Genomic DNA, 15,071 nt, shown 5'->3' on the forward strand with positions numbered 1-15,071 from the left:
ATTATGAAAACTTATGATAACATAGTCGCGCATTTAGGGGACAAAGCATCTTTCTATTTAGATCATGTAAGCCAGAAGGTCACCAAAGATGAACTGCAGTTGCCCGATAAGAATATTGTGGACAACGTATTCGTCAATAGTAATCGAAATCAACAAGTACTCCGAAGCCTTTCGCAATTATATGGCCATGGTAATCTGGGAGGTACGGGGTATCTCAGCATTTTACCGGTAGATCAGGGAATCGAGCACAGTGCCTTATTTTCTTTTTACAAGAACCCCGATTATTTTGATCCCGAGAACATTGTAAAGCTCGCCATCGAAGCCGGTTGCAACGGTGTGGCCTCCACTTTTGGGGTGTTGGGCCTTTGTTCTCGGAAATATGCGCATAAAGTCCCCTTCATTGTCAAGATAAACCACAATGAATTATTGTCCTATCCCAACACTTATGACCAGAACCTGTTCGGAAAAGTCAGGGAAGCGTGGAACATGGGCGCGGTTGCAATCGGGGCTACCATTTATTTTGGGTCCCAGGAAAGCAATCGACAGATAAGGGAGATTGCGGAAGCCTTTGCCGAGGCCCATAGCCTTGGTATGGCCACAATTTTGTGGTGCTACACCCGCAACGATGCTTTCAAAACAGACAAAGAGGACTATCACACCGCCGCGGATTTAACGGGTCAGGCCAACCATTTAGGGGTAACGATACAGGCCGATATCATCAAACAGAAGTTGCCCACGACCAATTTTGGTTTCAAGAACCTGAAATTCGGCAAGTTTGATGATGCCATGTACGAAACACTGACCACGGAGCACCCCATAGATCTATGCCGGTTGCAGGTGGCCAATTGCTACATGGGCAAAATAGGTTTGATAAACTCAGGTGGCGGTTCACAAGGCGAGTCAGATATGTCGGATGCGGTCAGAACTGCGGTCATCAACAAAAGGGCAGGCGGAGCAGGATTGATCTTAGGGAGAAAGGCCTTTCAAAGACCTTTTAAGGACGGTGTGGAATTATTGCATGCCGTGCAGGGCGTTTACCTTGAAGAAAGAATAACAATAGCATAAGTCATCTGATAAAAGAATGCTGGATACGGAAATAAAATCATTAAAATCATTAAACCACTACCTACAAAGGTTGGTTGAGAACCGGCTTTGGCTCAAAGTTATCATTGCTTTGTTTCTTGGTGTTGGAGTAGGCCTGTTGTTAAGTCCCCAAAACGGTTGGATCACCAAAAGCACCGCCGATGTTCTGGGGAATTGGCTGGCCCTGCCGGGCATGCTCTTTTTGAAATTGGTCCAGATGATCATGATACCACTGATTGTGGCCTCCATCATCACCGGCATAGCGAGTAACGACAAGGAAAATCTGAAAAGATTGGGCGGGGGCGTACTCTTATATTTTATATCGACAACGATTATATCGGTAACCATAGGTACGGTTCTGGCCTTGATCTTTAGACCGGGAAAGTTTCTCCACCAACAGGCGGAAGTCGATCATGCAAATGCTTTGGCCAATACGGACGAAAGTACGGAACTGTCGTTTGGAATAAACGATATACCGAATGTCATTACCGATCTACTGCCTGAAAACCCATTGGCCTCGATGGTCAGTGGTGAAATGTTGAGCATTGTGATTTTTACCATTATAATCGGGGTTGCCGTATTGTCGCTGCCTGACGATTTGCTCAAACCTGTCAAGCTGCTCTTGGGTGCCGTACAGGAAATCTGCATGACCGTGGTCAAATGGGCCATGTTGTTGGTACCCATCGCAGTATTTGGTTTAATGGCGCAACTTACATCCAGTGTTGGTCTAAACTCCCTTTCAGGTTTGGGCTTTTATGTGCTCGTGGTACTGATAGGGTTATTCCTTTTGGTCGGTGTTTACCTGTTATTGGTAAGTCTATTGGGCCAGAGCAATCCGTTTAAATTTTTGAAAAAGATCACGGATGTTCAACTATTGGCATTCTCGACCACGAGTTCTGCCGCAGTAATGCCCCTTTCCTTAAAAACAGCGGAAGAAGAGCTCAAAGTGAACGGCTCCATCAGCAATTTCATTATTCCGATAGGGGCTACCGTGAACATGGATGGAACAGCACTTTACCAAACCATAACGACTTTGTTCATCGCTCAGGCTTATGGCCTTGAAATGGGCCTTCTGAATATTATTGTTGTCGTGGTCACCATAGTTGCCGCCTCCATCGGCACCCCTGCCATACCCGGTGGCGGTGTGGTGATTTTGGCTTCCGTTTTGTCAAGTGCCGGAATACCGGCTGAAGGCATTATCATAATTATAGGGGTGGAGCGCTTGCTCGGCATGTTCAGAACTGCGGTCAATGTTACCGGTGACCTAACGGCCTGTATGGTTTTCAACCGTTTTTATGGAGCAAGATCACAAGAAAGCAAAGAGGTAGATATAACTACAAATACACCATATTCCAATGTGAATGTTTAAAAACGAGATGATGTTAAAATCAATTGAGGAAATAGAACTTTCACCACGCCCAGACAAGAAATATTGGGTAAACTGCCATAGGGAATGGCGTGAGGAGATCATTTACTTTCTTATGGTTGACCGGTTTCATGATAGCAATGCACGGCACTCAAAGAATTTCGATATCCGGCACCCTGGTTTCGGGAATGAAGATCAATTGCGAAAGCCCTTTGGCGGTACTCTTAAGGGGATCATCAACAACATTGACTATATCAAAAACTTGGGCTGTACGGCCATCTGGCTAAGCCCCGTGTTTGAAAACAATCCAGAGTCCTACCATGGCTATGCCATTCAGAATTATATGGATGTGGACAAACGCTTGGGCACAAAGAAAGACTTGGAAAAACTCGTTGACAAGGCACACGGGCTTGATATACGGGTCTTTTTGGATATCGTTCTGCATCATTCTGGCGATAATTGGTCCTATCCCTTTGATTACAGCTATTATTATTTCAAAGGAGAGCGTTTTCCGTTGGGTGATTGGCGAGAAAAGGACAGACCGATACCCCTTGAACTGAGAAATCCCGAAATGTATAACCGTAAAGGGCAGATCAAGAATTTCGATGCGTATCCCGAGACCCAGGAAGGCGACTTCTTTACCTTAAAAACATTTCGGAACGATGGTTCCCCCGCCAGTGAAGACTTACAGGAGCTACTGGCCAAAATCCATTGTTACTGGATACGTGAGGTGGATGTTGATGGTTTTCGTTTGGATGCTGTCAAACATATGAAAGGGCAGGATACCAGCCGTTTTTGTTCGAGGATTCGGGAATATGCTTACTCTTTGGGCAAAAGAAACTTTTTCCTGTTCGGTGAAATTATCGGCAACGATGAAATGAGCAATCCCTATATAGGCCCTAAAGTACTGCCTGAAGACCGTAACATCTATTATGGGCTTGATTCTATCTTAGATCACCCCCTGCACAGTGTCCTGGCGGAAGTGATAAAGGGCAATTCATCACCGAACCTATTGATACGGCGCTATGAAGAACTGCGAAAGAATGCCCTTCACCGTGGCGAGTATGGCGAATTTCTGGTGACCTATATCGACGACCACGACCAGGTTGGGATGGATTTTAAGCACCGCTTTGGCCACAATGCCGCTCCCGAGCAAATTGTTGCGGGCATGGGCTTTCTCATTTGTGCCCTTGGCGCTCCATGTATTTATTACGGTACCGAACAAGGTTTTGAGGGCAACGGTACTGATGATCGGTATATCAGGGAGGGCATGTTCAATCCCGATGATAAGGAGACCAACGTATTGAACCAAGGGTCATGGCTATTCAAGAGAATTTCGTTCTTGGCACATCTTAGGCAAAGGGAAGCCATTCTAAAATTCGGTAGAATGTATTTTAGGGAAACTTCAGAAAATGGGCTCGATTTTCGGTTTCCAGATTGTGAACAATGTCTTTTGGCATTTTCAAGGATCCTTTATCAGGGCGAGATACTTGTCGTCTATAATTCTTCTCCAAAGAATACCAAAGAAGGATACGTAACCATAGATAACGCTATCAACAAAGAAAATCTTCTAATGGAATGTATCTATGGGAACAAGAAAAAAGTCAAAATCGAAAAAAACACAGCTTTAGAAACCGATCGCCTTTTCATCAAGGTAAAACTAAGACCCATGGAGTTTTTGATCTTCAAGAACAATTGGGTGTAAGAAAAAACGAGGTCGGGTTCGACATAGGATAATGAAACATGCAATGATGAAAATAGCGAAAAAGACCTTTTGGGCAGTATTGGCGATTGTGGCACTCATCATGTCGGTAGCGGGATACCAATACCTTACGGTCGCCGTAGCTCCTGAATATGATCCAGAAACCATGCCCTTGAACTATGAAATAGTGGGTTCGGGAGATAAAAACATGGTCTTGATCCATGGTCTGGCAGGTTCAAAAAACTATTGGAAAAGGGGTTTAGAACAAATTACCGGAACGCATAGACTTCTTTTGGTCGATTTGTTGGGCTTTGGCGACTCTCCCAAGCCCCAAAGCGAATATACCCTCGAAATTCAACTTACGGCCCTTGAAAAGGTCATCTCGGCAGAGGGGTTTGACAAAGGAGGGAGCCTTATTGTCGGTCATTCCATGGGAGCCATAATATCGCTGGCATTATTCGAAAAACATCCTAACTGGTTTAAGGGAGCGACCGTAATCGGCTTTCCCGTCTTTGAAAGCAGGGATCAATTTTTGGAACAGATGCCCGATGGTTCTTATTTTGATACGCTCGCCGTAGGCCGATATGGAAAATTGTTCTGTATGCTACACCCCTTATACATTGTTAAATGGTTCAAGCCCGAAAATCTGACCGATGACGTTTTTAAGGACTCAAAAAAACATACTTGGCAGAGCTATTACAATTCGTTGAACGAAGTAATTCTCAACACAAATTTATTTGTACTTGCCAAAAACATACGTGACCGGAAGATCCTCTTTATCCAAGGCACAGTCGATAAATTGGCACCCTACGTAAATGTAGAGAATTTTGCAAGTCTATTTACCAAGAGTAAGTTAATGCGTGTGGAGAATGGTGACCACCAACTCTTTCTAAAAGAGCCCTTTAAGGTTTGGAAAGCGATAAGCGATTTTTTTGATCATTAACCGCAATGAACAATATTGGAAGAAATGTAAGGACAAAATGAAAATGAAAGAACAAAAAAATCATATTGATCAACTCTACGGATTGATACACACTGATGTCGAGGGAATCGATGACCTTTTGGAACTTGCCCTGAACATTCGCTGGTCATGGAACCATGCCTCGGATAAACTATGGCAACAATTAGACCCCGAACTTTGGAAACTTACCCAAAATCCATGGGTAATCTTGCAGACCGTTTCACGCGACCGGCTTGAGGGGCATTTGAACGATCCAGAATTCCGGGCGAAAATCAAAAGCCTTTTGAATGAGAACGAAAAAGCACTATCGGCCCCGAACTGGTTTCAACAAAACTATGCCAAGACCCAGCTTAAGTGTGTTGCCTATTTCAGCATGGAGTATATGCTGAGCGAGGCACTGCCCATTTATGCAGGCGGCCTGGGCAACGTGGCCGGAGATCAGTTGAAATCGGCAAGTGACCTGGGCGTACCGGTCGTGGCCGTGGGGCTACTCTATGCCAAAGGGTATTTCCGTCAGGAAATCGACAAATTTGGCTCACAAAATGCCTTGTTCCCGCACAATGACCCAGGGCAATTGCCCGTTACGCCCTTACGCCTACCCAACGGGGAGTGGCTTCGCATAAAGGTATCGTTGCCCGGTCACCCGCTATGGCTAAGGACATGGCAGGTACAGGTAGGAAGGTCAAAGCTATATCTATTGGATAGCAACGATGCCGCCAATTTGCCCCTCCATCGTGGTATTACCGACGAGCTATATGGAGGTGGCCCCGACCATCGCATAAAACAAGAGATTGTTCTGGGTATCGGGGGCTACAAATTACTTAAGGCCCTGAATATCCAGCCAGAAGTGTGCCATATGAACGAAGGCCATGCAGCCTTTCTCGTGCTGGAACGTGCCAGCGATTTTATGAAGATGAATGGAACTTCTTTTGAACGGGCACTTGCCGTTACCCGGGCAGGCAACCTGTTTACCACCCATACAGCGGTTGCTGCCGGTTTTGATCATTTCAGTCCAATGCTAATGGAACAGTTTCTTGGCCAATACGCCAAAAACGAATTGGGTATCGATTTCAATGACCTGATGGCCTTGGGCAGGGCAGATTCCAATAATCATTGGGAGAGCTTCAACATGGCCTATCTGGCCATTCGCGGTAGCGGTGCGGTGAACGGCGTCAGTCGTTTACACGGCGAGGTTAGCAGAAATCTTTTTCGAAATCTCTTTAAGCGATGGCCGATACAAGAAATACCTGTTGGCCATGTCACCAACGGGGTTCATATGCCCTCTTGGGATTCTGAATATGCGGACAAGGTATGGACAGCAGCCTGCGGAAAAGATCGCTGGCGGGGCGAACTCGATGACCATTCGGCACATATTTCTAAGCTATCCGACGGAAAACTTTGGGAGTTTAGGAACCAATCCAGAAATCGTCTTGTCGATTTTATAAGGGAAAGGTTTGAGAGACAGGCAATAGTCTCGGGCCTACCATCTGAAGTGGTCGAAATCGCCGACCAAGTTCTTGACCCGGACACATTGACCTTGGGCTTTGCCCGCCGGTTTGTGCCTTACAAAAGACCGGATCTCTTATTGTACGATCCCGAACGTTTGGTCCGAATTCTGACCAATTCGGAACATCCGTTACAATTGGTTTTGGCCGGCAAAGCGCCCCCATTTGATGAAGCGGGAAAAGGGTTGATACAAAAGTGGGCGCAGTTCATCCAACAACATAATTTGTACAGGCATGTCCTTTTTCTAAGTGATTATGACATGCTGTTGACGGAAAATTTGGTCCAGGGCGTTGATGTATGGCTCAATACCCCGAGACGGCCCTGGGAAGCCAGTGGTACCAGTGGCATGAAAGTACTTGTAAACGGTGGCCTCAACTTATCGGAACTGGACGGTTGGTGGGCCGAGGCATTCACCCCAGAAGTGGGCTGGGCATTGGGTGATGGACAAGAACATGGTGATGACCCTGCTTTGGATGCTGCCGAGGCGATAGCTTTATATGAAATTCTGGAGCAACAAATAGTACCCGAATTTTATTCACGTAACAAAAAAGGCATCCCTGAACAGTGGGTAGGGAGAATGCGAAAAAGTATGGCGACCCTAACGCCCCGTTTTTCGACCAATCGAACGGTAAGGGAGTACACAGAACAATTTTATCTGCCTGCAGCAGAAAAATACAAGAGGCGTGCGGCAAAAAAGGGAGCTGCTGGAAAAAGGATTTTAGACACGCAAAACGAACTTATGAAAAGATGGGATACCATAAAATTCGGAAAAGTTCAGATTGAAAGTGAGCGCCATAAACATCATGTTAGAGCACCCATTTGGCTGAATGGTATTGACCCCAAGCATATTCAGGTAGAACTTTTCGCAGAAGGTGTTAACGGCAAAACGCCCGAAAGAAACACGATGAAATTTGATTGGATGGGCGAAGAAGGGGAACATAACTTTTACGCACAGGTAATTACTGACCGGCCAATTGATCACTACACGGTTCGTATTGCACCGAACTACGAAGGTGTATCCGTACCGTTGGAGAATAACTTGATATTATGGCAGCATTAAATCAAATTTCAAATAATCGGACAAATGAAAACACTGGAATATCACGAAACCATATTAAAAAAAGTCAGCTTCGACAAGAGGTTGTTGAGGATGGAACTGAAAAAGGCGGTCCGCAATACCACGTCTTTCGAACAGCCGGCCCTTCTTGAATGGTGCGGAGAGCACCTTGGCGAGGAATACAAAAAGATGGCCGCCGAATTTATGGAAAACAAGAGCTGTGCTTTTGAAGATAACGATAACCAATAAAATCACAAGTTAAAATGTACCTGCAAAACCCACTCCTTTTAACAATCAGTGCCGGACCATCAAATATTAGGTTCACAATGTATGAAATGGCAGAAAATCCCGTGAAGGAACTTTTTGGTGATATTCGTCACCTCGGATCCGGCAAAGAGGTTTTCAGGGTTACCCATGTTAAAGGCAATGAAAGGGAAAATTCACGGATATACGCTCCTGGCTTTTATCAAGCGACCGTTTTTTTAATAGGTTGGCTAAAAAACCAACCCGGCTTCGATCGTATTGGTTACATAGGACACAAGATAACATATGGATTGAACTATCCTGGGCCGAAAGTAATCGATACCGCCCTATTGAACGAACTGAAACAGATTGCCGACTATAATATTCCTAACTGTCTTTCAACTGAGATTGAGATTGTTGAAACGTTCACAATGCGATTTCCGGCATTACAGCAGGTAGCTTTTTTTGATACCAGTTTTCTGGTGAACCTGCCCAAGGCTGCCAAGATACCCCCTTTCATTCCAAGGCATTTTGAACGGGCACGCACGCACGGGCATGGCTTTCATGGGCAATCGTTTTCCCATATCATGATGGAACTTAAAAAAAGGATAGGTATTCAAAAAGCCGATGGAAGGCTCATTCTTGCACATCTTGGCAAAGAGGCCAGTATAACTGCCGTCAAGGAGGGCAAGAGCATAGATGCCGGCATGGGGTTTACACCACTGGGGGGGTTCGTCATGGGTACAAGAAGCGGAGATTTAGATCTTGGCGATTTTGCGCATTTACTGAAAAAAGAACGGATGGGGTCAAAACAGCCCAACAGCTTAACAGATGATGAGGGCGGTTCGCCAAAAATCTCCGAAACAAGTACGAATATGCTTGATTTACTTTTAAAAGAAGATGTTGACCGAAGGGCAGCGGAAGCTGTAACTTCCTTCTGCTATCAAGTAAGAAAGTGGATCGGGGCGTTTACCGCTGTCTTGGGCGGTTTGGATGTGCTGGTTTTCTCGGGTGACATCGGTGAAAATTCCCCAATAATACGATCCAGGATTTGTCAAGGACTTGACTTTTTAGGTATTGGGCTCGATGAGGGACAAAACAGAAAAAATTCATCTAAAATCTCTAAAGAGCAAAGTAAAGTGCTGGTCATGGTAATTCATGCCGATGAAGAATTGGTTATTGCAGAGAGCTTGGCCAATCAATATTTTAAAGATAAAAGTTATGATAAAGTAATTTCACCCCAAAAGAGGGGAGGGCAAAAAAGGCCAAGGGTTTCCACTCGAAAAAATATTGACAAATTCACCATATGGGATGGGTAAAAAGAATATTCCGGTTTCCCTGTTCCGGTCCGGTGCTAAATATCCGTTTGTCAGAACGAAGCGTTGAAAACCGGGCTGGGTGATTTTCTTGTAATATACCTGTAAAAAATTATGAAGAATAAGAGTATGAAGACTATTAAACACATAGGCGTATTCACATCTGGGGGCGATTCCCCGGGAATGAACGCCGCCTTGCACGGGGTGGCCAAAACGGCTGAGATGAACAACCTAAGGCTCAGCGGTTTTAAAAAAGGTTACGAAGGCCTAATCGACGGTGACCTAGTACAGTTGGATTCCAGTCAACTGAAAAAGAACGTTCACAGAGGCGGCACATTGTTGAAAACAGCAAGGAGCAAGCGGTTTTTGACGCTGGAGGGAAGACAACGAGCTATGCAAATTCTTGAAACGAACAAGGTCGATGCCCTGATTGCTATTGGTGGTGATGGCACCTTCAAAGGGCTATTGGCATTTTCAGAAATCTGTGACCTGCCGTTCTTGGGCATTCCCGGCACCATCGATAATGATCTGGCAGGTACCGATTTTACACTCGGTTTCGATTCTGCAGTGAACACCGCAATTGAAAACATTGATAAGATCAGGGATACGGCGGAGTCCCATAATCGAATATTTCTGATAGAGGTAATGGGCAGGGACTGCGGGTATATTGCCATCCATTCCGGATTGGGTACGGGTGCAGATGCCATTTTGATACCTGAAAGTGGGCATGACTTTACTCAATTGTTGGAAAAGGCGGGAAGCTACGATCGTGAAGAGGCCTTTGTTGTGATTGTTTCAGAAGGGGATGAACTAGGGGTCGAGCCGGCAGCCAAAAAGATAAAGGAAATAAACCCTGAAGTGGACTTGCGCATTGCCAAACTGGGCCATGTACAACGCGGTGGAAACGCCTCGGCATTTGATCGAATGTTGGGCATACGGCTCGGCACTGCTGCCGTAGAGGCACTTTTACATGGAAGAAAGAATGTCATGGCGGGAATCTTGAACAACCAACTGAGCCTTACCCCGTTTGACCAAGTGGTAAAGGAACATCAAGTGAACGATGAACTGCGGAGTCTCTTGAAAATTTTCGGAAGCTAAAATTACAATGAAAAGAGCGTCGACCAACATAGCGATTATTTTCTTGCTGACTGCGGCTACCATAGTCTTCGAGATAAGTCTGTCAAGACTGTTCTCGTACCTTCTTAGTTTTCATTTCGTCCTCATTATCATTGCATTTTCCATACTGGGTTTGGGTATTGGCCAGATCACGTATGCCAAATATTCCAAGATGATTAATCATTCATGGCTTTGGTGGATGGCACTACCGTCCGTCACGATGTTTCTCAGTTTTGCCCTTTTGCTCAGCCTTTCACAACTGGGCGTTTCGTCGTCCACTGATTTTGGCCTGCCCATTTTTATATTCTTGTCAACTATTCCGTTCATGGCCATCGGAATAGTCTATGCCCATATTTTTGAAACGGATAATCGGCACTTGTCAACCTTATATGCCTTAGACCTTATAGGGGCGGCCACAGGTGCACTCACCTCCGTTTTTTTGCTCAACACGTTTGGCTTGGCACAGGTGGTGGCGATTGCTATAGGGTTACTGCTGCTGGCCCTGGTAGTAGCCTTGATAGCACACAAGAACCGTTATTCAAAAATACTGGCCCCCTTAGTGCTTGGCGTTATTTTTCTAATGGGATTTGCAAAAGATGCCCTGAACTTCACTATACCCGTTGCCAAAGACCCGTCCAAGGATTTGTACCGATTGATGGCCAACCCCGCTTTTAAAAGCGAAAAAATCGAAAGCCGCTGGAGTGCTTTTGGTCAGACGGATCTTGTAAAGTTCACATATCCTGATGGTACCGTGTCCAAATCAATGTTTATAGATGCTGCTGCGGGAACCAAAGTTATCGATATCGATGAACTTGCAAAGGATACTGTTAAAATGAGAAAAGTATTATCCGGATTTCCGGCCGTATTTGCTTTGAACTTTTTAAGCGAAAAGGAAAAGGATTCGGTGCTGATAATAGGTCCCGGTGGTGGAATAGATATTGCCACAACATACTTCATGGGCTTTAAATATATCGAGGCAGCAGAGGTCAACCCTTCCTTTGTAGCATTGATGGAAAAATACAATCCCTCTACCTTCCTCGATAAGGAGAACATAAAGGTACATGTGAACGAAGGAAGAAATTTCATAATTGAGAACAAGGGAAAATTTGATGCCATCATATTGACCATTCCGGTGACCAAAAGTTCAAGGGGCACCGATTTTTATGGACTTACCGAGAACTATCTGTTCACCATGGAGGCACTTGCCGATTATTTGGATGGTTTAACGGAAGACGGGGCCATCTATTTTACGATGCACGGAAGGCAGGAGGTATATAAAATGTTGGCGAACTTTTTGGAGCTCCAGGATCGGATGGGGGTCAATCAAATAGAGGCGTTAAAAAAGGTGTATATCTATTCCGACGAAATGAACCCTGTATTGGTCATTAAAAAGAACCCTTTTGAACAAAAAACAATGGAGGAGGCACATAATACCGCACACTATTATGGATTGGACAAGGAGCCGTTTTATTTTCCGTATATCAGACAGGAAAGTTTGGACACCATCGTGCAGAACGTAAACTATCAATGGTTCATGTTCGACAAACTGTTGTACGATATCTCCAACGGATCTTATGCGTATGATGAACTTTGGAAAGCCGCTTCCATAAACTTGAGTCCGGTTTCCGATGATTCCCCCTATTTTTTTAATTACAACAATGGCCTACCCGATGCCATGACCACCCCTTTATGGCTTGGTCTGTTCATCATCGGGTGGTTCATTTTCAATCATATGAACGGATGGAAATCGGTCTCTTTTTCAGAAAGCACCTCTTTATATATACGAAGAAAATTTAGGGCCTGGGCACTCGTTTCCTTTTTGTTGGGGTTCTCATATATCCTCGTACAGGGATATCTTTTTCAGGTACTCAACTTAAAACTTTCCAATCCATCACAGTCTTTTTCATTGCTGCTTTTTACATTTTTGTTGGGCAATGGCTTGGGCAGCCTTGTGACGGGGGCTTTCAAAAAAAATCTTTCCCGAAAGCTCATCACATACACGGTCTTGGTTATTTTGGTTTCCTTACTAACCGTTTACGTACTGCTCCCTATATGGTATAAACAACTATCTGAATTCTGGATCGCCCTATTTTTGCTGCTTCCGTCTTTCTTTATAGGAATCCCTTTTCCGGTATTGCTGAAAAAGGCCTCCTCCCTGAAAGAGAAGAAAAGCATTCCCTATTTATTGGGTATATCAAGCGTGGCAGGCGTTGCCGCCTCGATCTTTGCCGTTGTCATTTCCATCCTTTACGGTTATAGATTTGTATTCCTTCTTGCCCTGTTAGGATACGGTTTGGTGATAGTGCTGGCGTACAGATCAAAAACCCTTAAAATACAGAACACATGAAAAAATGGTCCCTCTTTATTGGAAGCTATGCGGGCATCAAGGTCTTCGTCCACTGGACGTTTTGGATCATTGTCGGATGGATATTCATGATGCATTTTGAAATGGGCCATGGTTGGACAGAAGGCATAAAGGGAGCATTTTTCATCATCGTTCTCTTTGCCTGCGTTGTCCTACACGAATTTGGCCATGCGCTCGCGGCCAAAAAATATAATATCCCAACGCGTGATATTACGCTCTATCCCATTGGTGGCGTCGCCAGTCTCAATAGAATGCCGGATAAACCTGCCCAGGAACTGGTGGTGGCACTGGCCGGCCCTGTAGTAAATATTGTGATTGCCGGGACCCTTTTTGTTCTTCTCTACGTTAACGATGAACTGTTGCCAATTTCGAAAATAGACCACATGAGCGGTGAAGATTTCTGGTTTAACATCATGGCTGCGAATTTGATCCTAGCGGTCTTTAATTTGATACCAGCTTTTCCAATGGACGGTGGAAGAGTGTTGAGGGCACTATTGGCATTCAGGTTAGATAAGCTGAAAGCAACGACCATTGCCGCACGGGTAGGCCAGTTTTTAGCCATAGTATTCGTTTTTCTTGGTTTTTTCTCTAATTTCTGGTTGGTTTTTATTGGCCTGTTCATCTATCTAGGTGCCGGAGTCGAGCAAATGCACGAAAGTGGCAAATCTGCTCTGGTCGGATTTACCGTAAAGGATGTTTTGATTGCACAATATACCTGTTTATCGCCCACGGAAACCTTGGGAAACCTGGTGCAGATATTGCAAAGTACCCAAGAAGAGGTTTTTTTGGTCACAGAAAATAATCATGTGCATGGCGTGCTGACACGAAAGGACCTGATCAAGGGGCTTTCCTCATATGGCAATGATTCCTATGTATCCGATCTTATGAGAAAAGATTTTGTAACAGTAGACACAAATATGCCCCTACAGCAGGTGTACGAAAAGCTCATGTCTAACAATTCCCAGTTTGCCACGGTCTTGGATGACGGGCAGCTGAAAGGAATTGTGACCCTGAAAGGAATTAATGAAATGATAATAGTTACAAGGGAAAGAAAAAAATAATGCAAACACATCAAAACATAAGTGAGCTATTAAGCCCCTACATTCTGGGGGTACTCCTAAGCACGGGTATAGGTCTTATCCTTGGACTGGAAAGGGAATATGACAAGCTAAAGGATGAGCAGGGGTTTGCCGGTATTCGAACATTTCCGATAACGGCCATAATCGGTTTTATGTTGGGCAGTTTGAACGAGACTTATACCTCTTGGCTTGTCATTGTTAGTTTGGCGACCATTATTTTGTTCTTTGCCATCAGCCATTTGTCCATTGTGCAGAAACATTCCATGACCGGTAATACCACAAATCTCGCTTTGATTGCCACATTTATTCTTGGTGTTATGGTTTCGGGCCATTTGTACAAAGAGTCTATTGCCACGGCCGTAATTGTGGTTACGTTGTTATCGCTAAAGACCACCTTCCGCTCGTTCATAAAGAATATCACATCCGAAGAACTGTTTGCCTTTATCAAATTCTCAATCATTGCACTTTTGATATTACCGTTTCTGCCCGATAAGGATTATGGGCCAGAGGGCCTTCTGAACCCTTTTGAGATAGGGGCTATTATAGTCATTGTTTCCTTTTTGAACTTTATCGGCTACTTTTTGGTCAAATATGTTGGATCAAAAAAGGGAATCTTGTTGACGGCTATTCTGGGCGGTTTAATATCGAGTACGGCGGTAGCTTGGATCTATGCCTCCAGAAGTAAGGAGTCTCCCGAGCTTTCAAAAAAATACGCAGCGGGTATCATTATAGCATCGGCGATTATGTTCCCTAGACTTGCGGCTCTTGCCTATATTTTCAATATTGCTATCCTGAACTATCTTACAATTCCCTTTGCCCTGCTTACGGTGGTCTGTCTCGTAGCTTCCCTGCTTTTGATACGGAAGGATGACGATCAGCCGAACACCGACATCAATTTGGGAAATCCACTTAACATCTGGAATGCGATCGGTTTTGGCGGCATCTATGTGGCCATCCTGTTCTCGGTTTTTTATGGAAACAAATTTTTTGGCGAAAGTGGTCTTTATTATTCGGCATTGATAGCAGGTTTGGCCGATACCGATGCCATAACCATCAGTATGGCAAAATTTGCCTTGCAGAATGAAAAGCTGATTTTGGCATCGAATGTCATCATTGCAGCGACCCTGAGCAATATGACCGTGAAATTGGGCATTGCCTTTTTCAAAGGCTCTCAAAAAACAGGGCGACTAGTGGGCTATGCCTTTGGGGCGGTCGTCCTTCTTGGCATCCTTTATATTGTACTTAATTCTTGGATAAATTGAGATTTTAATAGCAGA

11 protein-coding genes are annotated in these 15,071 nt (G+C 44.6%); all 11 read left to right on the forward strand.

All coding sequences use genetic code 11. The annotated features are described in order from the left end of the window. Positions 1-3: 3 nt before the first annotated feature. The 11 genes from ACFSJE_RS14150 (at position 4) to ACFSJE_RS14200 (ending at position 15,056) form a co-directional block, all read left to right on the forward strand. On the forward strand, positions 4-1,065 hold the full coding sequence (locus ACFSJE_RS14150; protein ID WP_036378945.1) for a class I fructose-bisphosphate aldolase: 1,062 nt from the start codon (positions 4-6) through the stop codon (positions 1,063-1,065). A gap of 16 nt (positions 1,066-1,081) precedes the next feature. Beyond that, the gene (locus ACFSJE_RS14155; protein ID WP_036378947.1) at positions 1,082-2,452 is read left to right on the forward strand and encodes a dicarboxylate/amino acid:cation symporter; all 1,371 of its coding nucleotides are present in this window, start codon (positions 1,082-1,084) and stop codon (positions 2,450-2,452) included. A 10-nt stretch (positions 2,453-2,462) separates the two neighbouring features. After that, positions 2,463-4,154 carry an alpha-amylase family glycosyl hydrolase gene (locus ACFSJE_RS14160; protein WP_036385900.1) on the forward strand — a complete coding sequence of 564 codons (1,692 nt, stop codon included), beginning with the start codon at positions 2,463-2,465 and terminating at the stop codon, positions 4,152-4,154. A 46-nt stretch (positions 4,155-4,200) separates the two neighbouring features. Beyond that, a complete protein-coding gene (locus ACFSJE_RS14165; RefSeq protein WP_036385904.1) occupies positions 4,201-5,094 on the forward strand; it encodes an alpha/beta fold hydrolase in 894 nt (297 codons plus the stop codon). A 43-nt stretch (positions 5,095-5,137) separates the two neighbouring features. Then, positions 5,138-7,678, forward strand: coding sequence for an alpha-glucan family phosphorylase (glgP, locus tag ACFSJE_RS14170; protein WP_036385906.1), 2,541 nt, complete (start codon positions 5,138-5,140; stop codon positions 7,676-7,678). A gap of 24 nt (positions 7,679-7,702) precedes the next feature. Continuing rightward, a complete protein-coding gene (locus ACFSJE_RS14175) occupies positions 7,703-7,924 on the forward strand; it encodes a hypothetical protein (protein ID WP_036378951.1) in 222 nt (73 codons plus the stop codon). A 14-nt stretch (positions 7,925-7,938) separates the two neighbouring features. After that, the gene (locus tag ACFSJE_RS14180; RefSeq protein ID WP_051947116.1) at positions 7,939-9,237 is read left to right on the forward strand and encodes an acetate/propionate family kinase; all 1,299 of its coding nucleotides are present in this window, start codon (positions 7,939-7,941) and stop codon (positions 9,235-9,237) included. A gap of 126 nt (positions 9,238-9,363) precedes the next feature. Beyond that, positions 9,364-10,332 carry a 6-phosphofructokinase gene (locus ACFSJE_RS14185; RefSeq protein ID WP_036385910.1) on the forward strand — a complete coding sequence of 323 codons (969 nt, stop codon included), beginning with the start codon at positions 9,364-9,366 and terminating at the stop codon, positions 10,330-10,332. Positions 10,333-10,339: 7 nt separating this feature from the next. Beyond that, positions 10,340-12,697: a hypothetical protein gene (locus tag ACFSJE_RS14190; protein WP_147378302.1), complete on the forward strand. Its 2,358-nt coding sequence runs from the start codon at positions 10,340-10,342 to the stop codon at positions 12,695-12,697. Further along, entirely contained in the window at positions 12,694-13,776 is a 1,083-nt protein-coding gene (locus tag ACFSJE_RS14195) for a site-2 protease family protein (RefSeq protein ID WP_036378954.1), read from the forward strand. Before ACFSJE_RS14190 ends, ACFSJE_RS14195 begins: the two co-directional genes overlap by 4 nt. After that, positions 13,776-15,056: an MgtC/SapB family protein gene (locus ACFSJE_RS14200; protein ID WP_036378956.1), complete on the forward strand. Its 1,281-nt coding sequence runs from the start codon at positions 13,776-13,778 to the stop codon at positions 15,054-15,056. Before ACFSJE_RS14195 ends, ACFSJE_RS14200 begins: the two co-directional genes overlap by 1 nt. The last annotated feature ends 15 nt before the right edge of the window (positions 15,057-15,071 follow it).

Origin of the sequence: Flagellimonas iocasae, assembly GCF_042682725.1 — a bacterium.
GTDB lineage: Bacteria > Bacteroidota > Bacteroidia > Flavobacteriales > Flavobacteriaceae > Flagellimonas > Flagellimonas iocasae.

What these genes read in the sequence shown, in the direction of transcription:
- ACFSJE_RS14160 (WP_036385900.1), top strand. Translation starts at nt 2,463, where the DNA reads ATGTTAAAATCAATTGAGGAAATAGAACTTTCACCACGCCCAGACAAG.
- ACFSJE_RS14175 (WP_036378951.1), top strand. Translation starts at nt 7,703, where the DNA reads ATGAAAACACTGGAATATCACGAAACCATATTAAAAAAAGTCAGCTTC.
- glgP (WP_036385906.1), top strand. Translation starts at nt 5,138, where the DNA reads ATGAAAGAACAAAAAAATCATATTGATCAACTCTACGGATTGATACAC.
- ACFSJE_RS14185 (WP_036385910.1), top strand. Translation starts at nt 9,364, where the DNA reads ATGAAGACTATTAAACACATAGGCGTATTCACATCTGGGGGCGATTCC.
- ACFSJE_RS14190 (WP_147378302.1), top strand. Translation starts at nt 10,340, where the DNA reads ATGAAAAGAGCGTCGACCAACATAGCGATTATTTTCTTGCTGACTGCG.
- ACFSJE_RS14195 (WP_036378954.1), top strand. Translation starts at nt 12,694, where the DNA reads ATGAAAAAATGGTCCCTCTTTATTGGAAGCTATGCGGGCATCAAGGTC.
- ACFSJE_RS14150 (WP_036378945.1), top strand. Translation starts at nt 4, where the DNA reads ATGAAAACTTATGATAACATAGTCGCGCATTTAGGGGACAAAGCATCT.
- ACFSJE_RS14180 (WP_051947116.1), top strand. Translation starts at nt 7,939, where the DNA reads ATGTACCTGCAAAACCCACTCCTTTTAACAATCAGTGCCGGACCATCA.
- ACFSJE_RS14165 (WP_036385904.1), top strand. Translation starts at nt 4,201, where the DNA reads ATGAAAATAGCGAAAAAGACCTTTTGGGCAGTATTGGCGATTGTGGCA.
- ACFSJE_RS14200 (WP_036378956.1), top strand. Translation starts at nt 13,776, where the DNA reads ATGCAAACACATCAAAACATAAGTGAGCTATTAAGCCCCTACATTCTG.
- ACFSJE_RS14155 (WP_036378947.1), top strand. Translation starts at nt 1,082, where the DNA reads ATGCTGGATACGGAAATAAAATCATTAAAATCATTAAACCACTACCTA.